At 73.3% G+C, this 18,668-nt stretch carries 21 protein-coding genes and 1 pseudogene; 11 read left to right on the forward strand and 11 right to left on the reverse strand.

Going from position 1 to position 18,668, the window contains the following annotated elements:
• The first annotated feature begins 30 nt into the window (after positions 1 to 30).
• Together AB0J97_RS22815 and AB0J97_RS22820 are read left to right on the forward strand one after the other, a co-directional pair.
• Positions 31 to 1,254, forward strand: coding sequence for a histidine kinase (locus AB0J97_RS22815; RefSeq protein WP_364091688.1), 1,224 nt, complete (start codon positions 31 to 33; stop codon positions 1,252 to 1,254).
• Positions 1,248 to 1,901 carry a response regulator transcription factor gene (locus tag AB0J97_RS22820; protein ID WP_364091690.1) on the forward strand — a complete coding sequence of 218 codons (654 nt, stop codon included), beginning with the start codon at positions 1,248 to 1,250 and terminating at the stop codon, positions 1,899 to 1,901. The genes AB0J97_RS22815 and AB0J97_RS22820 overlap by 7 nt, the downstream gene beginning before the upstream one ends.
• Before the next feature lie 12 nt (positions 1,902 to 1,913).
• On the opposite strand, the gene AB0J97_RS22825 is transcribed toward AB0J97_RS22820, so the two are convergent.
• Both AB0J97_RS22825 and AB0J97_RS22830 read right to left on the reverse strand, forming a co-directional pair.
• Positions 1,914 to 2,732 (reverse strand): ABC transporter permease, encoded by an 819-nt coding sequence (locus AB0J97_RS22825; protein ID WP_357709186.1) that lies wholly within the window; start codon positions 2,730 to 2,732, stop codon positions 1,914 to 1,916.
• Positions 2,729 to 3,673 (reverse strand): ATP-binding cassette domain-containing protein, encoded by a 945-nt coding sequence (locus AB0J97_RS22830; RefSeq protein WP_364091693.1) that lies wholly within the window; start codon positions 3,671 to 3,673, stop codon positions 2,729 to 2,731. Before AB0J97_RS22830 ends, AB0J97_RS22825 begins: the two co-directional genes overlap by 4 nt.
• Before the next feature lie 87 nt (positions 3,674 to 3,760).
• Here AB0J97_RS22830 and AB0J97_RS22835 point away from each other — a divergent pair, with 87 nt between their 5' ends.
• On the forward strand, positions 3,761 to 4,516 hold the full coding sequence (locus tag AB0J97_RS22835) for a TetR/AcrR family transcriptional regulator (protein WP_364091695.1): 756 nt from the start codon (positions 3,761 to 3,763) through the stop codon (positions 4,514 to 4,516).
• Positions 4,517 to 4,680: 164 nt separating this feature from the next.
• Positions 4,681 to 4,842 carry a hypothetical protein gene (locus tag AB0J97_RS22840; RefSeq protein WP_364091697.1) on the forward strand — a complete coding sequence of 54 codons (162 nt, stop codon included), beginning with the start codon at positions 4,681 to 4,683 and terminating at the stop codon, positions 4,840 to 4,842.
• A 103-nt stretch (positions 4,843 to 4,945) separates the two neighbouring features.
• Here the strand turns inward: AB0J97_RS22840 and AB0J97_RS22845 are convergent, their stop codons facing one another.
• The 5 genes from AB0J97_RS22845 to AB0J97_RS22865 form a co-directional block, all read right to left on the reverse strand.
• Positions 4,946 to 5,446, reverse strand: coding sequence for a flavin reductase family protein (locus AB0J97_RS22845; RefSeq protein ID WP_364091700.1), 501 nt, complete (start codon positions 5,444 to 5,446; stop codon positions 4,946 to 4,948).
• Entirely contained in the window at positions 5,443 to 6,666 is a 1,224-nt protein-coding gene (locus AB0J97_RS22850; RefSeq protein ID WP_357709194.1) for a styrene monooxygenase/indole monooxygenase family protein, read from the reverse strand. Before AB0J97_RS22850 ends, AB0J97_RS22845 begins: the two co-directional genes overlap by 4 nt.
• A gap of 99 nt (positions 6,667 to 6,765) precedes the next feature.
• A complete protein-coding gene (locus AB0J97_RS22855) occupies positions 6,766 to 7,749 on the reverse strand; it encodes an AraC family transcriptional regulator (protein WP_364091703.1) in 984 nt (327 codons plus the stop codon).
• A 90-nt stretch (positions 7,750 to 7,839) separates the two neighbouring features.
• Complete coding sequence (locus tag AB0J97_RS22860; RefSeq protein ID WP_364091705.1) at positions 7,840 to 8,343, reverse strand: hypothetical protein; 504 nt, start codon at positions 8,341 to 8,343, stop codon at positions 7,840 to 7,842.
• Between the two features lie 87 nt (positions 8,344 to 8,430).
• On the reverse strand, positions 8,431 to 9,174 hold the full coding sequence (locus AB0J97_RS22865) for an SDR family oxidoreductase (RefSeq protein WP_357709203.1): 744 nt from the start codon (positions 9,172 to 9,174) through the stop codon (positions 8,431 to 8,433).
• Between the two features lie 232 nt (positions 9,175 to 9,406).
• Between AB0J97_RS22865 and AB0J97_RS22870 the strand changes: the two genes are divergently transcribed.
• Positions 9,407 to 10,885, forward strand: coding sequence for an FAD-dependent monooxygenase (locus tag AB0J97_RS22870; protein ID WP_364091962.1), 1,479 nt, complete (start codon positions 9,407 to 9,409; stop codon positions 10,883 to 10,885).
• Between the two features lie 26 nt (positions 10,886 to 10,911).
• Here AB0J97_RS22870 and AB0J97_RS22875 read toward each other — a convergent pair whose 3' ends face one another.
• Complete coding sequence (locus AB0J97_RS22875) at positions 10,912 to 12,165, reverse strand: MFS transporter (RefSeq protein ID WP_364091707.1); 1,254 nt, start codon at positions 12,163 to 12,165, stop codon at positions 10,912 to 10,914.
• Between the two features lie 104 nt (positions 12,166 to 12,269).
• A complete protein-coding gene (locus AB0J97_RS22880) occupies positions 12,270 to 13,058 on the reverse strand; it encodes an MBL fold metallo-hydrolase (RefSeq protein WP_357709209.1) in 789 nt (262 codons plus the stop codon).
• An 86-nt stretch (positions 13,059 to 13,144) separates the two neighbouring features.
• On the opposite strand from AB0J97_RS22880, the gene AB0J97_RS22885 reads away from it, so the two are divergent.
• The 4 genes and pseudogenes from AB0J97_RS22885 (at position 13,145) to AB0J97_RS22900 (ending at position 15,401) form a co-directional block, all read left to right on the forward strand.
• Complete coding sequence (locus tag AB0J97_RS22885; RefSeq protein WP_364091710.1) at positions 13,145 to 13,744, forward strand: CGNR zinc finger domain-containing protein; 600 nt, start codon at positions 13,145 to 13,147, stop codon at positions 13,742 to 13,744.
• Positions 13,741 to 14,164: pseudogene (locus tag AB0J97_RS22890) on the forward strand (ABC transporter ATP-binding protein). The gene AB0J97_RS22885 and the pseudogene AB0J97_RS22890 overlap by 4 nt, the downstream one beginning before the upstream one ends.
• On the forward strand, positions 14,164 to 14,910 hold the full coding sequence (locus AB0J97_RS22895) for an ABC transporter permease (protein ID WP_364091712.1): 747 nt from the start codon (positions 14,164 to 14,166) through the stop codon (positions 14,908 to 14,910). The pseudogene AB0J97_RS22890 and the gene AB0J97_RS22895 overlap by 1 nt, the downstream one beginning before the upstream one ends.
• Positions 14,901 to 15,401, forward strand: coding sequence for a hypothetical protein (locus tag AB0J97_RS22900; protein WP_364091714.1), 501 nt, complete (start codon positions 14,901 to 14,903; stop codon positions 15,399 to 15,401). Before AB0J97_RS22895 ends, AB0J97_RS22900 begins: the two co-directional genes overlap by 10 nt.
• Before the next feature lie 41 nt (positions 15,402 to 15,442).
• On the opposite strand, the gene AB0J97_RS22905 is transcribed toward AB0J97_RS22900, so the two are convergent.
• The gene (locus AB0J97_RS22905) at positions 15,443 to 15,838 is read right to left on the reverse strand and encodes a RidA family protein (RefSeq protein ID WP_364091964.1); all 396 of its coding nucleotides are present in this window, start codon (positions 15,836 to 15,838) and stop codon (positions 15,443 to 15,445) included.
• Positions 15,839 to 15,941: 103 nt separating this feature from the next.
• On the opposite strand from AB0J97_RS22905, the gene AB0J97_RS22910 reads away from it, so the two are divergent.
• On the forward strand, positions 15,942 to 16,916 hold the full coding sequence (locus AB0J97_RS22910; protein ID WP_364091716.1) for a WYL domain-containing protein: 975 nt from the start codon (positions 15,942 to 15,944) through the stop codon (positions 16,914 to 16,916).
• Positions 16,917 to 16,929: 13 nt separating this feature from the next.
• Here the strand turns inward: AB0J97_RS22910 and AB0J97_RS22915 are convergent, their stop codons facing one another.
• The gene (locus tag AB0J97_RS22915) at positions 16,930 to 17,883 is read right to left on the reverse strand and encodes an alpha/beta hydrolase (protein ID WP_364091718.1); all 954 of its coding nucleotides are present in this window, start codon (positions 17,881 to 17,883) and stop codon (positions 16,930 to 16,932) included.
• A gap of 120 nt (positions 17,884 to 18,003) precedes the next feature.
• On the opposite strand from AB0J97_RS22915, the gene AB0J97_RS22920 reads away from it, so the two are divergent.
• Positions 18,004 to 18,657: a TetR/AcrR family transcriptional regulator gene (locus AB0J97_RS22920; RefSeq protein WP_364091720.1), complete on the forward strand. Its 654-nt coding sequence runs from the start codon at positions 18,004 to 18,006 to the stop codon at positions 18,655 to 18,657.
• The last annotated feature ends 11 nt before the right edge of the window (positions 18,658 to 18,668 follow it).

Raw genomic sequence — 18,668 nt, forward strand, 5'->3', positions numbered from 1 at the left:
CGGTGTCCATGGATGACTACGATCGTCCGGGTGCGCGAAGAAACGCCCAGGCCACCCCTGACGCAGCGGCTGCCGCACGGTGTGCGTACGGCGCTCGCCTGGTGCGCGGTCGTGGCGTCCCTGCCGCTGCTGTACGTCGTGACGCTGACCGACGGCGAGGACCCGCTGCCGGCGGACGCGGTCCATGCGGGAGTCGCCGTCGCGATGGCGCTTCCGCTGGTCTGGGCACGTCGGCGGCCAGGTGTGGTGCTGGCGGTGCTGCTGGCCGAACTGCTCGTGGCCGTGGCGGCGGCGCAGCCCGTCGAGCGGGTCTGGCCGCTGCTGCCGGCGGCCGACGTGCTGGTCTGCGTCGTCACGGCCACCCGCGCGCGCCGTACCGGGCTGGTGGCGGCGGCCGTCGCATTGACCGTCCAGGAGGCGGCCTGGCACGCGGCCCTGCTGGGGCAGGGGCTGCGCGTGCTCGCGCCGGGCTTCCTCGCGCTGTCGGTCCTGCTCGGCCTGGGCGTCGTGATCGCCTGGACGGCGGGGACGGTCCTGCGGCAACGACGCGAGTACGGTGCCGCGCTGCGCGCGCAGGCCGAGCTCCAGGCGGTGACCGCCGACCGGTTGCGCATCGCGCGTGAGCTGCACGACATGGTCGCGCACAGCATCGGCGTGATCGCCATCCAGGCCGGGGCCGGGGCCCGGGTGCTCGACACCCGCCCGGAGCAGGCCCGCGACGCCCTCGGCGCGATCGAGACCGCCAGCCGGCAGACTCTGCAGGGGCTACGGCACATGCTCGGTCTGCTGCGCGAGCACCCCGCCGCCGCGGAGCCGCCCCCCGGGTCGGGGCTGGCCGACCTCGACCGGCTGGCCGAGACGACCGCGGCCGCCGGACTCCGCGTGGACGTGCGCCGCCGGGGCCGCCCGCGCCCGCTGCCCCCGGCGGTGGACCGGTGCGCCTTCCGCATCGTCCAGGAGTCGTTGACCAACGTCATCCGCCACGCCGACGCCCGTCACTGCCGGGTCGTCCTCGACCACACGCCCGGCGAGCTGCGCATCGACATCACCGACGACGGCCGCGCCACCGCCCCGGCCGGGCCCGGAGGCGGGTACGGGATCGCCGGCATGCGCGAAAGAGCCGCCCTGCTCGACGGACGCCTCAGCGCCGGGCCACGCCCGGAGGGCGGCTTCCGCGTCACCGCCACCCTGCCGCTGCCCGGTCCCGCCTCGGCGCGGGAGTCCGGACGGAACGCCCCTGTGGAGGCATGTTGACCATCCGCGTCCTGCTCGCCGACGACCAGCCGCTCATCCGCGCCGGCCTGCGCATGGTCATCGACACCGCGCCCGGCATCGAGGTCGTGGGGGAGGCCGGGACGGGGGCCCAGGCCGTCCAGCTCACCCGGCGGTCGCGTCCCGACGTGGTCGTCATGGACATCCGCATGCCCGGCACGGACGGCATCGAGGCCACCCAGATCATCACCGCCGAGTCCCCGGCCACCCGCGTGATCATGCTCACCACGTTCGACGACGACGCCAACGTCCACGCCTCCCTGCGGGCCGGGGCCAGCGGCTTCCTGGTCAAGGACATGGCCTTGGAGGACATCCTGTCCGCGGTCCACGTCGTGGCCGCCGGGGACGCGCTGATCGCGCCCGGCGTCACCCGCCGGCTCATCGCCGAGTTCGCCGGGCGTCCCGAGCCTCGCCCGCGCGAGCTCCCCGGGGTCACGGCCCGGGAACGCGAGGTGCTGACGCTGGCCGGGCGCGGCCTGTCCAACGCCGAGATCGCCGCGAGCCTGCACATCAGCCCCGGCACCGCCAAGGCCCACATCGCCAGCCTGCTCTCCAAGCTCGGGGCCCGCGACCGCGTCCAGCTCGTCATCGCCGCCTACGACGCCGGCCTGGTGTCCCCGGCCCCATGAGGACAGGGCCGATCAGCGTCCCTTGCGCATGTAGGCGCGCAGCGACAGCGGGACGAACACCACCAGCAGCGCGCCCGACCAGAGCAGGACGGCGGCCACCGGATGCGCGAGCGGCCACGTCATGTCCGCGGACACGACGCCCGGGTTGCCGAACAGCTGCCGGATGGCGGCGGTGAGCGCGCTGATCGGGTTCCAGTCGGCGACGAACCGCAGCCAGGCGGGCATGCCGCCGGTCGGGACGAACGCGTTGGACAACATCGTGACCGGCAGGAACAGTGGCACCATCGCCTCGGCGATCCGCTCGTCCTTCACCGCCAGACCCAGGTAGACCCCGACCCAGCCCAGCGCGTAGCGCAGCAGCATGATCAGTGCGAACGCCTCGGCGGTGGGGAGCGGGCCGCGGTGCGGCTGCCAGCCCACCAGCAGGCCCGTGACCACCATGGCCGCCAGTAACGGCACGCCGATCAGGGAGTCGGCGCCGGTGTGCCCGAACGGCACCGCCAGCCGCGCCATCGGCATGGAGCGGAAGCGGTCCATCACGCCGCGGGAGCCGTCGGCGGCCATCCGGCCCATGACCCCCTGCGCGGCGGTGAAGGTCACCATCGCGAACAGGCCGGGCATGAGGTACTCGCGGTAGTCGCCGCCGCCCGGCACCTGGATGGCGCTGCCCAGGACGTAACCGAACAGCACCACCATGATGACCGGGAAGACCAGCGCGGCGACGATCTGCCCGGGCTCCTGGCGCAGCCGGCTCAGCTCGCGGCCGACCAGGGTCAGCCCGTCGGTGAACGTCCAGCGCAGGCGGCCCATCGGTGAGGTGAGGGCGGTCATCGAACGGTCTCCTTGCGGTCGGTGAGGCGCAGGAACACCTCGTCGAGGGTGGGGCGACGCAGGCTCACGTCGGCGGCGGCGACCCCGGCGTGGTCGAGGTCGCGCACGACGTCGGCGAGTCGGAGGCGGCCGCCGGGCAGGGCGACGCTGAGCCGGTCGGCCCCCGTCGTGGTGGGATCGGTGCCGGTGAGGGCGTTCAGCACGGTCATCGCCGCGGGCAGCGCGGCGGGGTCTTCGAGGACGACGTCGAGGCGGTCGCCGATCGTGGCCTTCAGCTCGTCGGGGGTGCCCGTGGCGATCACCCGTCCGTGGTCGACGACGGCGATGTCGTCGGCCAGCCGGTCGGCCTCGTCGAGGTACTGCGTGGTGAGCAGCACCGTGGTGCCGTCGGCCACCAGCTCGCGGACGCTGTCCCAGATCTCGCCGCGGCTGCGCGGGTCCAGGCCGGTGGTCGGCTCGTCCAGGAAGAGCACCTCGGGGCGCAGGATGAGGCTGGTGATCAGGTCGAGGCGGCGCCGCATGCCGCCGGAGTAGCCGGCGACCTGGCGATCGGCCGCGTCCACCAGGCCGAAGCGTTCGAGCAGCTCGTCGGCCCGCCGGTGCGCGTCGCGCCGGGACAGGTGGGACAGGCGCGCGAACAGGCGCAGGTTGCCGCGGCCGGTGAGCTTCTCGTCCACCGCGGCGTACTGGCCCGCGAGCCCGATTTTGGCGCGCACCTGGTCGGGCTCGCGGACGACGTCGTGCCCGGCGACGCGGGCGTGCCCGGCGTCGGGATCGGACAGGGTCGCCAGGATGCGAACGGCGGTCGTCTTCCCTGCGCCGTTGGGCCCCAGCAGGCCGCAGACCGTTCCCGCCGGGACGCTCAGGTCCAGGCCGCGCAGGGCATGGGTGTCGCCGAAGGACTTGTGCAGTCCTTCGGCGACCACGATCGGATCAGGCATGAACCCCTCCACTGGGTACGTTGTACGCGGTTTCTGGCAGTCACGCTAAACCACTGGGTACGATGTACGCAACACGGAGGTGGAACGGTGACCGACGCCGAGTACGTCAACATCTGGATGCGGCCGGAGCGCCCCGCCCGCGGGCCGAAGCCCGCCTACAGCCGCGCGCAGATCACCGAGGCGGCCGTCCGGATCGCCGACACCGAGGGGCTGGAGGCCGCCACCATGCGGCGGATCGCCGCCGAGATCGGCACCGGCGCCATGTCCCTCTACCGGTACGTCCCGAACCGCGACAACCTGGTCGAGCTCATGGCCGACCGGCTGACGGGCGAGATCGACGTCACGGGCCTGCCCTCGGGCGACTGGCGCGCCGACCTGACCCGCTACGCCGACGAGCTGCGGGCCATGTGGCTGAGACACCCGTGGGTCGCCACCGTGCAGCGGTCGCTCCCCAGCTTCGGCCCCAACCAGGTGCTCCTGATCGAACGGCTGATGGGCGTGCTCGACGCCTACGTCCCCATCGACGAGAACCTCACCCTGATGGCCCTGCTGAACGGCTACATCGAGGGCGCCGTCCGCGAGGAGATCAGCTCGGCCGGGGAGTTCCGCCGCAGCGGGCTCAGCGAGTCGGAGTGGATGGCGCGCAGCGGCCCGCGCATCGAGCAACTGGTGAACAGCGGGGAGTACCCGATCTTCACGAAGATCGTGATGCAGGCGGGCCGGCCGCACCTGAGCCGCGACGACCAGTTCCGGCACGGGCTCCAGCGTGTCCTCGACTGCGTCGCCGGGGCCCTCCCGGCAGCGGCCGGGTCCGCGACGCGGGAGTCAGGGCGAGGCGCGTAGCACCCGCGCCCCCGTCCGCGAACGGGCGGCCGGCAGGCCGGACCGGTCCTCCGCGTGGAGGACCCGGCACGCCGGGCAGGCCGCCGGGCCCGGCTGATGGTCGGAGGCGGGAGATCGCCACCAGGCAGGAGTCGGCCGGACCACCGCGTCACTGGCGTCATTGCATGCGATCTGACCTCGGCGTCTTCCTGAAGGCGCAGGCCCTTGGTGATCGGCGCGTTCGCCCCCCCACGGGGGAGCCGCTGGCCGCGCAACTGGTCGAGGTGGTGCCCAAGCGCGGCGCGCCGACCGTGCCGGAGCTGGGGCGGCCTTCGACGAGGTGCTGACGACCAGGACCGTCTGGCGCAACCTGCCGCACGTACGTCTGCCGGCGCCCGATCGCGGCCGTGCCACCCGGGCGGGAGTGACCCGGCGTGGCCTGGGGGAACGTCACACGCGGCTGGGCAGGCGGCCCTCGCCGGTGGTCATCTCGGGCCAGAACTCCCGGTAGCGGCCGGAGTGGAAGACCAGCGGCTCGCCTCCGGTCCGCTGGTGGCCTTCCACCGCTCCGACGAGGATATGGTGGTCGCCGCCGTCGTGGACGCGCTCGGTACGGCAGACGAACCCGGCCAGCGTCCCGGCCAGCACCGGCAACGGCGTGCCCGGCACCAGCTCCACCCCGGCGAACTTGTCGGCAGCGGGGGCGGCGAAGCGCCTGGACAGGTGCCCCTGCCCGGCCGCCAGGACGTTGACGGCGAACCGCCCGGCCCGCAGGAAGAGCCGAGCGCTGGGCGCCCGGTTCGACAGGCACCACAGCAGCAGCGGCGGATCGAGCGAGACCGAGGTGAAGGAGTTGACGGTGACCCCGGCCCGCTCCCCGTCGGCGGTCGCCGTCGTGATCACCGCCACCCCGGTCGCGAACTGCCCGAAGGCGTCACGGAGCGATCTCATGCCGTCACCCCGCCGAGATAGGTCTCGGCCCGGCCGGCGTCCATGAACCAGTCGGCGTAGTCGGCCGGGTCGTCGAAGCCGTTGACGAACCGGGAGGCGATCTCCGGACGCTGCTGGGCGGCGGCCAGCAGGGCCAGGTGGTGGGGCTCGGCCGGTGCGAGCAGGGCGTTGGTCCAGTTCGTGACGTGCCGGGCCTGCGTCCAGAACAGGTCGAACGTCTGCCGCATCCAGTCCGCGTCGAACGGCCGGTCGCCCCGCTCCACGATGGCCCGCAGGTAGGTGGCGGCGCACTTGGCGGCGTTGTTGCTGCCCTGCCCGGTGATCGGGTCGTTGAGCACCACGACGTCGGCCACGCCGAGCACCGGCGCCCCGGACGGCAGCACGGCCACGGGACGGCGGACCGTGGGGGCGAAACGGCCGGTCAGCACCGCGTTGGCGTCGGTGAGCTCGATCCCGGCGCAGCGCTCGGCCTCCCACGGGAAGAAGGTCTCCAGAATCCGGCGACTGCGGGCCAGGTGCTCGGCGGGGCCGCGGACGTCACTCCAGCAGTCCATGGGACCGTCCGGCACGCCCTCGAACACCATGATGTCGCAGGGGCCGGTGTGCGTGAGCGCGGGGAAGACGAAGTACTCGCCCACGCCGGGCAGCAGGTTGAAGCAGACCGCCGAGTGGCCGGGCCGCGGGGCGAGGCCGTTGACGTAGGTGACCGCGAGCGCGCGCTGCGGGGTGGCGTACGGGGAGCGGGCGGGGTCGCGCTCGAAGAGCGAGGCGATCTGGCCCTTGCCCGCGGCGACCAGGACCAGGTCGTACCGGGCCGCGTAGCTCTCCAGGTCCTCGGGGGTGGCGTCGTGCAGGACGAGCTTGCCGCCGAGCCGCTCGAACTCGCCCAGCCAGGCCGGCATCTTCAGCCGCTGGTCGACCGAGCGGGCCGGGACGTCCAGCCGCGCCGCCCAGTCCAGGGCCTTGCCGCCCTCCGGGCTCGGGACCGTGAGGGCGATGCCTTCGATGGGCGGGCAGACGTCGGCCCACCAGTCCAGGCCGAGCTCGCGCTCGTGAGCCTGCGCGGTGCCGAACATGGCCTGGCCCGACATCACCCGGCCGTCGCGGATGGACTCGGGGGTGCGGTTGGAGACGACGGTGACGTCGTAGCCGTGCCGGAGCAGGCCGATGGCGAGGTGGAGACCGGCCTGACCGGCGCCGACGACGAGGATGTCGCGCATGGGTGGTGTCCTTCGGGTGTCGGGTACGGGATCTGATCGGCGCCTGACAAGAACGGTACGGGCGGTGGGTCCGCCCGGGCCATCCGCTGAGCGCGGATCTCATCCGCCTGACGCGGGACCCCTTCGCAACGTCTTCGACGGCGGCTGCCCGTACCTCTCGCGGTACTGGGCGGCGAAACGCCCCTGGTGCAGGAAGCCCCATCGGGCGGCCACCGTGGTCACCGTGGCCCTGGCGGGGTCGGCCGTCCTGAGCTCGTCGTGCACGCGCGCCAGCCGTACCTGCCGGAGGTGGGCCATCGGGGACAGGCCGAGGTGCGCGCGGAAACCCTCCTGGAGGGAGCGGCTGCTGACCGCGACCGCGCCCGCGATGTCGGTGGTGCTCAGCGGAAGGTGCGCGTGCCCTTCGATGAACTCCATCGCCCGGCGCACCACCTTCGGCAGCGCGGGCGGCCTCGGCGCCGTCAGCCGTTCCAGATAGTTGGAGGGCTGCATGGTCAGCAGCAGGGTGATCAGGGCGTTCTCCAGGTGCGCGACGGCCAGCGGGTGGCCGGCCAGCCCGTCGTCGCGTTCGGCCTCCCGGACGAGCAGGTCGGCCATGTCGCGCCAGGACCGGGTCCAGCCCGTCGTCAGGTCCATGCCGAGGTCGAAGACGACCGGGCCGCCGAGCTGCTCACCGAGCATCTGCTCCAGCGAGCGTTCGATCGCGGAGCGCTCGAACTTGACCAGGAGCTGGGGGCAGCCGGCGGCCCAGCGCATGTCGAGGTGCCGGGTCGGCGAGGGCAGCGTGGCCAGGGACGGGCTGGAGACGACCTCCTCGTCGCCGGCGCGGATCAGGCTGCGTCCGGCGAGCGGGATCATGACCAGGAAGAACGTGTCGAGGTCGCCCGGCTCGATGTGCACGTCGGCGCCGTAGTCCAGGTAGCTGACCCGGACCGAGCCGAGCTGCACGGAGTTGAACCTGGCCGACAGCAGGTTCGCGTCCCCGGCCAGGTCCAGCCGGTGCGGGCAGAACACCTTGGCGACCTCGCCGCGGACCTCGTCGAGGTCGGAGCTGGCGAAGACGGCCCGGTTGCTGAGGAGCACACCAGATGATCGGCCCGGCCGCCCCCGGCGTTCCAGGTAAAAGGACGCACATGCCGGCGCGGGCCGATCATCCACCGTGAGCTGGTGAGGTCAGCACTTGACCGTGAGGGTGGGGCTGCTCAGCACGGTGGTGCCGCTGGTGACCACGCGGAAGGTGTTCTTCTTCATGCTCTTGCACGTCGCCCGGACGTGGAAGGCCCCCGTCTGGTCGCTGCGCAGCGTCCTGCCGGCCAGCCGCTGCCAGTGCGGGATGCCGAGGATCTTCGTCTTCTTCTGCAGCGCCATCCACCACACGCCGTTCCTGCTGCCCTTGCAGTGAGCCCGGACGGTGCCGTACATGCGCCACTTGCCGCCCTCGTACCTTCCCCAGGGACGCAGCAGCGTGAGGCAGCGCTTGGCCGAGGCGCCGGCCGCCGCCGTGCGTGGCTGGGTGGCCAGGGGCTGAGCGTAGCTCCACTTCTGCGCCACGGCGGCGGTCGCCGCCGTGGTGGTGGGGGTCGTCCGCGCCGTCGCCGAGCCGGGCGCCGCGACCAGCGCGGACGCCGCGCCGGCCACGCCGATGAGGGTGATGAGCCGTGTGCTGACTGAAGCCATGAGACCGTCCCTTTCTCCGTCGTGCCTGTCGAGAAGGACGCTAGGCCGGTGCCGGTTGAGGATCCGTTGAGGATCTGTCCGGTGCGGTCAGATCATCAGGCCGCCGGAGACGCGCAGGCTCTGGCCCGTGATCCAGCGCGAGTCGGGCCCGGCCAGGAAGGCGACGACGTCGGCGATGTCCTCGGGGCGGCCCAGCCGCCGCAGTGGCGTCATGGTCACGACGTGGTCGACGGCCTGCTGCAGGTTCTCCCCGGCGGCCGCGCGCATCATGTCCGTCTCGGTGGCACCCGGGATCACGTTGTTGACCGTGATGCCCCTCGGCCCGAGCTCGCGGGCGGCGACCACGGTGATCGACTCCAGCGCGGCCTTGCTGGCGAAGTACAGGGCCAGCCCCGGCGCCTCACCGGCGGAGGTGATGTTGACGATCCGGCCGCCCTCGCCGAGCCGCTCGGCAGCGGCCTGCATGACGAAGAACGGCCCCTTGGTGTTGACGGCCATCACGTCGTCGAAGTCGCTCTCAGTGGCGTCGCAGATCATGCCCATCGGGTTGACCGCCGCGTTGTTGACCACCACGTGCAAACCGTCCAGGCATCGGTCGACCTCGCCGAACAGGTGCTTCACGTCCTCCAGGCGCCCCTGGTCGGCCCGGACCGCGATCGCCCGGCCGCCGAAGGCCGCCACCTCGGCCACCACGTCCTCGGCCGCGGCCTGGTCGCGGTTGAAGGTGAACAACACGGTCGCGCCCTCGCGGGCCAGCCTCGTCACGATCGCTCGCCCGATTCCGCGCGACCCGCCGGTCACCAGTGCGCTCTTCTTCTCCAGCGTTCCCATGTCGGCTCCCCGCCGTCGGCCGCCCCCTGGTGGGGCGCTTCGCAGTGGAGTCGTGGCGACCGTCCCGGTCTCTACATCCGTGCCGGAGAAAATCCGTCCGTGCCGGAGAAAAATCCGGAAGTGGACAGCCTGTCGGGGTGACTATCGTTGCGGGAACCGGCCCGTCCGCCGTTACCGTCTGCGCAGCGATCGGTGACCTCATCACCGATCCCTGTCGAACGGAGCATCCGTGATGAACGTCGATGTGGTCGTCGTCGGAGCCGGGCCGACCGGGCTCATGCTCGCCGCGGAACTGGGCCTCGCCGGGGTGCGGGCCGTGGTCGTCGAACGGCTGGCGCGGCGCAGCGGGCAGTCCAAGGCGCTCGGCATCCAGCCGCGCTCCGCGGAGGCGCTCGAATTACGCGGGCTCCTGGAGCCCCTCATGGACCGGGCGATCCAGCGGGTGCCCGGCGGGCACTTCGCGGGGCTCCGCCTGGACTACACCGCCTGGGACACCCGGCACCCGTACTCGATCGGCATCCCCCAGGGGCGCGTGGAGGCGCTGCTGGAGGAACGGCTCGGCGAGCTGGGCGTTCAGGTCCTGCGCGGGCAGGAGGTGACCGGGCTGTCCCAGGACGCCGACGGGGTCGAGGCGACCCTGCTCGGGCCCGCGGGCGAGTCACGGCTCACGGCCCGCTTCCTGGTGGGCTGCGACGGCGGCCGCAGCACCGTCCGCGAGCTGCTGGGCATCGGCTTTCCCGGCCTGGACGGCAGACTGCTCTCGGTGGTCGCCGACATCACGATCTCCGACCCCGACGGCGCCGTGCCGGAGACCTGGACGCTGCCCGTCATGACGCCCGACAAGACCGGCAAGGGTTACATCGCTCCTATCGGCGACGGCGTCCACCGGTTCCTGTTCTACGGGGCCGAGCAGCAGCGGTTGTCCCGCGACACCCCGATCACCGAGGACGAGGTGCAGCGGGCCCTGCACAACGAGTTCGGCCCCGGCGTCCGGCTCACGGGCGTGCGATGGGCCTCCCGGTTCACCGACGCCTCGCGGCAGGTCGAGCGGTACCGTCACGGGCGGGTCCTGCTGGCCGGGGACGCCGCGCACATCCACTCGCCCATGGGCGGTCAGGGGCTCAACCTCGGTCTGCAGGACGCGTTCAACCTGGGCTGGAAGCTGGCCGGGGAGATCGCCGGGTGGGCGCCCGAGGGACTGCTCGACACCTACCACTCCGAACGGCACCCGGTCGGCGCGCGCGTCCTCGCCAACACCCGCGCCCAGGCCGTGCTGATCGTGCACGACGAGCAGAACCTGGCCCTGCGGGACATCGTCGAGCAACTCGTCCGGGTGCCCGAGGCCAACCGGATCGTCGCCGGGATGATCTCGGGGCTGGACGTCCGCCACGACCTGCCCGGCCGCCGCCACGACCTGCTGGGACGCCAGGTCCCCGACCTCGACGTGGTGACGGCGGCCGGGCCCGGTCGCGTGGCGGAGCTGCTGCGCGACGGCCGGGGCCTGCTGCTGACGACCGCCGACGAGGCCGCGTTCGCCGAGGCCGCCGGGCCGTGGTCGGCCAGGGTCGGCCGGGCGCACGTGAAGGCCGAGCTCGGCGCGGACGGCGTGCTGGTGCGGCCCGACGGCTACGTCTGCTGGGCCGGTTCCATCGCCGACGCCTCCGGCCTCGCCGACGCCCTGACGCGGTGGGCGGGCGCCCCAAGCCGGTGAACCTGATCCGTCCGGATGGAAGGCACTCACCGGTTGCGGGCTGCGACGACGACCACCGGCACGACGACCAGCGCCAGAACGCCGCCGCCGACGGCGAGGAGAGGGTAGCCGGCCACGGCGACCACCAGGCCCGAGACCAGGCCGCCGACGGCGCCGGACACGGAGATGGAGACGTCGACCAGGCCCTGCGTCCTGGCACGGATGGCCGGTGGGACGGCGTCGGTGATGATCGCGGTGCCGGCGACGAGACCGAGGTTCCAGCCGAGCCCCAGCAGCGCGAGCGCCACCGCGTACGCGGCGACGGAGTCGTCGGACGCGCCGGCCGCGACCAGTCCGGCGGCCAGGAGCACCAGGCCGGAGGCGGTGGCGACCGTGAGGCGGCCGTAGCGGTCGACCAGCCAGCCGGTCAGGGGCGAGGGCAGGTACATCGCGCCGATGTGGACGGCGATGACGAGGCCGGCGGCGGCCGCCCCGGACCCGCTGTCGTGCATGTGGACGGGGGTCATCGTCATGATCGCGACCATGACGAGCTGGGTGATCACCATGACCAGTGCGCCGACCAGCACGCCGGGCCCGCGCCGCGCGACGGCCGGAGGCATCCGGCCGACGGCGTCCGGTGTGGCGGCGGGACCGTCCTCCAGGGCGCGGGCCAGCAGCAGTGGATCGGGACGCAGCCAGACGGCCAGGACCAGGGCGGCCAGCGCGTAGGCCGCGCCCGCGAGCAGGAACGGCCCGGCCAGGTAGGGGATGCCGAAGGCGCGGGCGAGGCCGCCGGTCGGGGCGGCGAGGTTGGGCCCGACCACGCCGCCCAGGGTGGTGGCCACCAGCACGACGGACACCGCGCCCGCCCGGCGTTCGGGGGCGGCCAGATCGGCTCCGGCGTAGCGGGCCTGGAGGTTGGTGGCGGTGCCGGCGCCGTACAGGAACAGGGCGAGGAACAGCAGGACGGGGCTACCGGCGACGGCGGCGGCGATGACGCCGAAGCTGCCGACGGCGCCCGCCAGATACCCGAGGGCGAGGCCGGGCCGGCGCCCGCGGGCCTGGGAGACGCGCCCGACGGCGACGGCCGCCAGGGCGGAGCCGGCGGTGCCCACGGCACTGGGCAGGCCGGCGAGGCCGGTGGAGCTGAGCAGGTCCTGCGCGAGCAGGGCGCCGACGGTCACGCCGGCCGCCAGCCCGACGCCGCTGAGGACTTGGGCGATGACCAGAACGGTCAGGGAGCGGCGCTGTGCCTGAAGGCGCGGGACGTCGTGTATCCGGACAGGCACATTGGTCGTCACGAGAGTTCTTTCGGAAGGGGAGATGTCGCCGAGGGCTTCGGTGGGCGGGCGCGGATTGTCGTGCAGGCCGGGCCGGAGGGAGGCCGGCCCGGCCGGTCATGTGGTCAACCTCGGACGCCCAGGTCAAGGCGGTCGAGCAGGCCGGCGGCGGTGAAGGCGGCGACCAGTTCGTCGCGGCCCTCGGTGAAGTGGGCCCAGCTGTCGTAGTGGACGGGAACCACCCGGCGGGCGCCGAGAATCCCGGTAGCCTCGACGGCCTGCGCGCTGTCGAGGACGATCAGCTCGCCGCCGAACAGCACGGGGATCCGGGGGCCTCCGGCGAACAGGACGGCGGTGTCCACCGGGCCGAAGCGGTCGGCGATCTGCTTGACCACGTCGAGCGAGGCGTTGTCGCCGCTGACATAGATCGTGGGCAGATCCTCCCCGGTCAGGACGAATCCGACGACCTGGCCGGTGAGCGGTTCGACCTCCTCGCGCGGGCCGGGGCCGTGAATGGCGGGAACGGCCGTGACGGTGATCGTGCCGCCGTCGCGGCGGTCCAGCTCGACCGGCTCCCAGTCGGCCAGCCCCTTGGCGCCGTCCCCCAGACGCCGGCCGCCGCCGGGCGTGGTGAGCGTGAGCGGGACGTCGGCGAGCAGCGCGCGGCCGGAGTCGTCCAGGTTGTCGGGGTGCTCGTCATGGGAGAGCAGGACCACGTCGATCCGGCCGAGGTCGGCGGGGACGGCGGCGGCGGGAGCCGTCTTGGTCAGCCGTCCGCCCGGCACGTGATAGTCGCCGGGGGCGTCGAAGGTCGGGTCGGTCAGGAATCGCAGGCCACCGTACTCGAAGAGGGCGGTCGGACCGCCGAAGACGCGTACGGGGAGCTGCTCGGTGGTCGCACTGGAACTGGCCATTCAGACACCTCACGGATGAGAAGCGGTTTATCCGTGATGAAGGTAACGGTGTCTCACGGACGAGCGCAACCCGTACCATGAGACATATGAGCGAGACCCCGACCGCCGAGTCCGTGCTGCCGCCCGCGCCGGGGGCGGCGGACCACCTCGCCCTCGACTTCGTCAACAGCGCCATCGCGCTGCCGGGAGGGCAGTTCGTCGATCTCCTCGGCACCCCCGCGGCGACCAATCGCTGGCTCACCGAACGCGGCCTCGCGCCGGCCGACGCCGGGGTGCGGGAGATGTGCGCGGCTCAGCTGCGCTCGCTGCGCGAGCACGTCAGGGTGTTGTTCGCCGCCCAGGTCGACGGACTGCCCGCCCTGCCCGCGGCCTTGTCCGCCGTCAACGACGCGCTGAGCAAGGCCCCCACGGCCGCCCTGCTGTACTGGGACGAGAGGAACGGCCCCTACCGCGCGGCGCCGTGCCCCACCAACGAGATCCTCGACCGCGCTCTCGCGACCATCGCCGCCAACACCGCCGACCTGCTCACCGGCCCCGACGCCGAACGCCTCACCAGCTGCGGCTCTCCTCCCTGCAACCGCTACCTGCTGCGTCACGGCCGCCGCCACTGGTGCTCCACCAGATGCGGTGACCGCGCCCGCGCCGCCCGCGCCTACGCCCGCCGCACCCAGCCGAACCCCGGCTGACGCCGCCGGGGTGTTTCGGCCGGGGCGAGACCCGGGTGCGGGCCCTGCGCGGCATCGACCTCGACCTGCCACGCGGCGGGTTCACGGCGATCATGGGACCGAGCGGGTCGGGCAAGTCCACGCTGATGCACTGCCTGGCCGGCCTCGACCAGGCGACCGGCTGGCCACCGCCCCGCGGAGCTGTCCGGCGGCCAGCAGCAGCGGATCGCGATCACCCGGGCCCTGATCACCCAGCCCGACCTGCTGTTCGCCGACGAGCCCACCGGAAACCTGGACAGCGCCACGTCGGCGGAGGTGCTGGACCACCTGCGCCGCTCGGCGCGCGAACTCGGCCAGACCGTGGTGATGGTCACCCACGAGCGGGACGCGGCGGCCTACGCCGACCACGTGATCACCCCGCAGGACGGGCGGATCGCCTGATGCGTACCGTGTTCCTCGCCTCGCTGCGCAACCATGTCCGCAGGTACGCCGCGGCGGCGATCGCGATCAGCGCCGGCGTCGCCTTCGTCGTCATGGTCGGCGTGCTCACGTCCGGGGCCCGGAGCGAGCTGATGAACGGCTTCGGGGCGCCGTACCGCGGGGCCGACCAGGTGATCTCCGGGCTGGGCACTCAGGCCGCGATCGCGCCGGCCGAGCGGCACGGCGAGAACGCGTCCGCGATCGGCCGGGTCATGCTGCTGATGCGCGCGGGCGGCCGTCCGTACCCGGAGACCGCCGTGGGGCCGGTCGCCCCCTCGGCGCTGTTGCGCTGGCAGCAGCTCGGCTCGGGCCGCTTCCCGGCGGCCACGGGCGAGGCGGTCGTGGACGTGTGGCTGGCCCGGGCCAGGCAGGTCGCGGTCGGCGACCGGGTCCGGATCGGCGAGGGCGCCACGGCGGCCGACCTGGAGGTGGTCGGCCTCGGCCTGGGCCACGGGCTGATCGCCCTGATCAACAGCCTCGCGCCCACCGCCCCGATGGGCGCCGCCGCGCTGCCCCTGCCCTGGTTGCCGGCGGGGTTCGCCGTCGGCCTGGTGGTCACCATGGTGGCGTCCTGGTTGCCGGGTGGTCCGGGTGAGCCCGCTGGCGGCGCTGCGCCCGGACGCGCCCGTCGACGCGCACACGGCCGCGGGCCGGCTGCGGCTGACGCTCGCCGGGCTCCTGCTGGTCGTCGGGCCGGGTGCGGCTGACGCTCGCCGGGCTCCTGCTGGTCGTCGGGCCGGCCCTGCTCGGCGCGGCGATGGTCCAGGACAGCACGCCGATCATGGTGGCGGGCGGGGGCTCGGTGTTCACCGGCGTGCTCCTTCTCGGTCCGGTGCTCGTTCCCCGCCTGATCCGGATCACCGGCGCGCTGCTCGGCCCCGCCGGGCGGCCGGCGACCAGGAACGCCGTCCGCCATCCGCGCCGGACCACCGCCACCACCGCCTCCCTGCTGGTCGGCGTCACCGTGACGTCCGCCGTGCTCACCGGGATGGCCACGGCGAGCACGGCGCTGGAGGCGGAACGCGACAGACAGCACCCCGTCGACGCCTCCCTGACCTCCGCCGGGGGAACGATCGCCGCCGACCTCCTCGACCGCGTACGGCACACCGCCGGTGTCGAACGGGCCATCCCCGTGGACGGCGTCCCGGCACGGCAGGCCGCGCGGGTGACCCCGGCCGCGGGGCTGTCCCTCGACTGAGGGACTCACCTGCCCGGCCCGCCGGGGGCGGATCGATCACGTCAGGCGACGGCGGTCCCCTCAAGCTCGACCATCAGGGTCGGGATCGCCAGGCGGGTCACCCCGAGCATCGTGGTGGCCGGCGCCACCTGGGCCCCGCCCAGCCGCGCGGCCAGCACGCCGTAGTGCTGGAAGAGCAGATCCACGTCGGTGGTGTAGACGTTGAGCCGGACGAGGTCCGCCAGGGACATGCCGGCCTCGCCGAGAACGGCTTCAAGGTTGTCGAGGCTCAGTGCCAGCTGCGCCGCCATGTCACCGTCATGCAGGGGCTTGCCGTCATCGCCCGTCGCGGTCTGCCCGGAGCAGTACAGGGTCCGGGTGTGCCCGGTGACGAGCTCTCCCTGGTTGAACCCCATCTCCACCGACCACGTCACCGGGTTGATCGCCGTTCGTTCCATTGCCACATCAGCTCCATTCGATGTCACGATTTCTGACGTCATGGTGATCAGCCTCCCAACGAATCACGACATCCTGTGTCGTGTATTTCGGTAGAGTTTTCGAATGCGTGCCGATCGGCTGGTCTCGCTGGTGTTGCTGCTGCGGCAGCACGGCCGTCTGTCCGCGGCCACGCTCTCCCGCGAGCTGGAGGTGTCCACCCGCACCGTGCTGCGCGACATCGAGGCGCTGTCGGCGGCGGGCGTCCCGGTCTACGCCGAGCGCGGCCGGCACGGCGGCTTCGCGTTGTTGCCCGGCTTCCGGACCGAGCTCACCGGGCTGAACCCCGACGAGGCCCTCGCCCTGCTGGTCGCCGGATCGCGGCGCGGCGCGCAGGCGTTCGGCCTCGGCTCGGCGCTCGCGTCGGCGATGCTCAAGGTGGTCGACGCGCTGCCCGAGAGCTACCGGGACACCGCGGCCGGCGCGGCCGAGCGGCTGCTCATCGATCCGGAGACCGACCTGCTGTCACGCCGCCTGTCCGCCGAGGAGGTGCCCGACGCCATCGCGGCCGAGGTCCTGCGCGCGGTGTTCGCCGGACGCCGGCTGCGGATCCACTACGCGGCCGCCGACCAGGCCCCGGAGTGGCGCACGGTCGACCCGATCGGCCTGGTCACCATCCGCGACCGGGGCTACCTGCTGGCCACGAGGTCCGGCGCGGACCGCACCTACCGCCTGTCGCGGATCGCGGCCGCCGAGGAGCTGCCCGAACCCGCGCAGCGGCCGGACCGGGTCGACCTGGACCGGGCCTGGCAGGACCGCAGCACCCGGTTCCGCACCGGCGGCGACCAGGTCGCCGTGCTGGTACGGATGAACCCGGCGCGGCGGGAGGAACTGCTGGGCACCGCGCTGGCCGTCCTCGCCGAGGAGACCGACGCGGACGGCCGGCTGCGGCTGGAGGTGACCTTCCAGGACCGAAGACACGCCGTCTGGGCGCTGTGGCAGCTCGGCATGGACGCCGAGGCCCTGGCCCCGCAGTGGTTGCGCACCTCCCTGCGCGACCGCGCCGCCGCGCTCGCCGCCCGCTACGAACCCCCGTCCTGAGAACCGGCCGCCGTCACCCGGCCAGGGCCGTGCGGAGGAACTCGAAGATCTCCGTCCGGGCGTCTCCGGCCTGCGGTTCGATCCCCGGCAGGGTGAGGAACGCGTGCCGCGCCCCCGGGTACTCGGTGACCTGCACGGACGCGCCCGCCGACCACAGCCGCTCGGCGTAGCGGCGGCCGTGGTCGGCGACCGCGTCCTGGGTCGGCACCACGAGCAGCGCGGGGGCGAGCCCGCTCAGGTCCTCCGCGTACAACGGCGAGAACGTGCGGGCGTCGGTCCCCGGCGGGACGGCGAGCCGCCGCAGGAACCGCAGCAGCGGCAGGGCGCGGCTCGGGCTGTGGGCGTACTCGGCCACGGACGGGTGGTCGCACATCGTCTCGGTAACCTCGACCACGGGGTTGACCAGCACCTGCGCCTTGAGCCGCAGCCCGGCCTCCCGGGCCCGCAGGGCCGTCAGAGCGCTGATCAGCGCGCCGAAGCTCTCACCGAAGACGGCCGTGCGCGCCGGATCGACGCCCCACTGCTCGGCGTGCTCGATGACGTGCCGGAGTACGTCCCAGCCGTCGTCGGCGGCGTTCGCGATCGGGCTGTCCGGGGCGACGAGGCGGTGCTCGACCGAGACGACGACCGCGGGCAGCCGGGCGGCTAGGTGGCTGTTGGTCCAGTCGCACTGCGCGGCCGTGCCCACGAATCCGCCTCCGTGCACGTGGATCACGAGCGGCAGGGCGGCGGCCTCGCCGTCGTCGTGCGACACCGGCCGGTACACCCGGACCGGCAGGTCGCGGCCCGGCAGCGCGAGGTGCTGCCACTCGATCGCGGCCCCGGGGTCGGGCTCCCCGAGGATCGCCCGCGCCGCGCCGGACGCCCGCCAGCGATTCTCCTCGGTGCGGTAGGTGATCAGCTCTTCGGTCGTCAGCGCCGGGAAGTCCGGCTCCGGCGGCCGTCGCACAGTGGTGGTCTCGCTCATGTCCCCGTCTCTCCTTCTCCGAGCCGGTCTCTCGCCGGTGGGCTCCCCATTATGCACGCACTGCGTGCAACAGCAAGTGCACAGGCTGGTGCTAGTCTGGACGCGGACGAGAGGGGCACGATGACAGGCCGAAGGCGTTGGACGACGGACGAGATCCTGGGCACGGCGGCGGAACTGCTGCGTACGAGCGATGCCGAGTCGTTCAGCGTGCGCAAGCTCGCCGCGGCGCTCGGCACCGACTCCTCCAGCCTCTACCGGCACTTCCGCAACAAGACCGAGCTGCTGCGCGCGGTCGCCGACCGCACCCTCGAAGCCGCGATGGACGGTTACCGCCCCCCGGACGGCTGGAAAGAGCGCCTCACCGCCACGGCGCTGCGCCTGCGGGAGGCGTTCGGGCAGCACCCCCAGGTCGCCGCGATCTGGGGGCGCTACGGGTCCGGCGGCCCCGGTTCCCGGCTGGTCATGGAGGAGGTGCTACAGGCCCTGCGGGCCTCGGGCCTGCCCGATGAGGAGATCCCGGCCCGCTACCACCGGATCGTGATCCTCGTCACCGCGCTGATCGCCTCCGAGGCCGGCGTCGGCGCCCTCCTTCCCGAGGAGTACGAACAGGGCATGGAGCAGTTCCGGGTCGCGGTCCTCGGCGCCGACCCCGACCGCTTCCCGGCGCTGTCCCACTTCGCCCGCGAGATCCGTCCCCTCGGGGTCGACCGTCGCGCCGCGTTCGACGAGATCATCGCCGCCCACCTCGCCCAGATCGAGATCACGATCCCCTGACGCGCCCTCGC

Origin of the sequence: Nonomuraea sp. NPDC049607 (assembly GCF_040675375.1) — a bacterium.
Classification (GTDB): Bacteria; Actinomycetota; Actinomycetes; order Streptosporangiales; family Streptosporangiaceae; genus Nonomuraea.

Excerpts from the sequence above, each read along its gene's own strand:
- AB0J97_RS22880 (WP_357709209.1), bottom strand. The coding sequence starts at position 13,058 with ATGGCCAGTTCCAGTGCGACCACCGAGCAGCTCCCCGTACGCGTCTTC.
- AB0J97_RS22860 (WP_364091705.1), bottom strand. The coding sequence starts at position 8,343 with ATGGCTTCAGTCAGCACACGGCTCATCACCCTCATCGGCGTGGCCGGC.
- AB0J97_RS22825 (WP_357709186.1), bottom strand. The coding sequence starts at position 2,732 with ATGACCGCCCTCACCTCACCGATGGGCCGCCTGCGCTGGACGTTCACC.
- AB0J97_RS22885 (WP_364091710.1), top strand. The coding sequence starts at position 13,145 with ATGAGCGAGACCCCGACCGCCGAGTCCGTGCTGCCGCCCGCGCCGGGG.
- AB0J97_RS22915 (WP_364091718.1), bottom strand. The coding sequence starts at position 17,883 with ATGAGCGAGACCACCACTGTGCGACGGCCGCCGGAGCCGGACTTCCCG.
- AB0J97_RS22850 (WP_357709194.1), bottom strand. The coding sequence starts at position 6,666 with ATGCGCGACATCCTCGTCGTCGGCGCCGGTCAGGCCGGTCTCCACCTC.
- AB0J97_RS22870 (WP_364091962.1), top strand. The coding sequence starts at position 9,407 with ATGAACGTCGATGTGGTCGTCGTCGGAGCCGGGCCGACCGGGCTCATG.
- AB0J97_RS22910 (WP_364091716.1), top strand. The coding sequence starts at position 15,942 with ATGCGTGCCGATCGGCTGGTCTCGCTGGTGTTGCTGCTGCGGCAGCAC.
- AB0J97_RS22840 (WP_364091697.1), top strand. The coding sequence starts at position 4,681 with ATGCGATCTGACCTCGGCGTCTTCCTGAAGGCGCAGGCCCTTGGTGAT.
- AB0J97_RS22905 (WP_364091964.1), bottom strand. The coding sequence starts at position 15,838 with ATGGAACGAACGGCGATCAACCCGGTGACGTGGTCGGTGGAGATGGGG.
- AB0J97_RS22830 (WP_364091693.1), bottom strand. The coding sequence starts at position 3,673 with ATGCCTGATCCGATCGTGGTCGCCGAAGGACTGCACAAGTCCTTCGGC.
- AB0J97_RS22895 (WP_364091712.1), top strand. The coding sequence starts at position 14,164 with ATGCGTACCGTGTTCCTCGCCTCGCTGCGCAACCATGTCCGCAGGTAC.
- AB0J97_RS22820 (WP_364091690.1), top strand. The coding sequence starts at position 1,248 with ATGTTGACCATCCGCGTCCTGCTCGCCGACGACCAGCCGCTCATCCGC.
- AB0J97_RS22865 (WP_357709203.1), bottom strand. The coding sequence starts at position 9,174 with ATGGGAACGCTGGAGAAGAAGAGCGCACTGGTGACCGGCGGGTCGCGC.
- AB0J97_RS22845 (WP_364091700.1), bottom strand. The coding sequence starts at position 5,446 with ATGAGATCGCTCCGTGACGCCTTCGGGCAGTTCGCGACCGGGGTGGCG.
- AB0J97_RS22920 (WP_364091720.1), top strand. The coding sequence starts at position 18,004 with ATGACAGGCCGAAGGCGTTGGACGACGGACGAGATCCTGGGCACGGCG.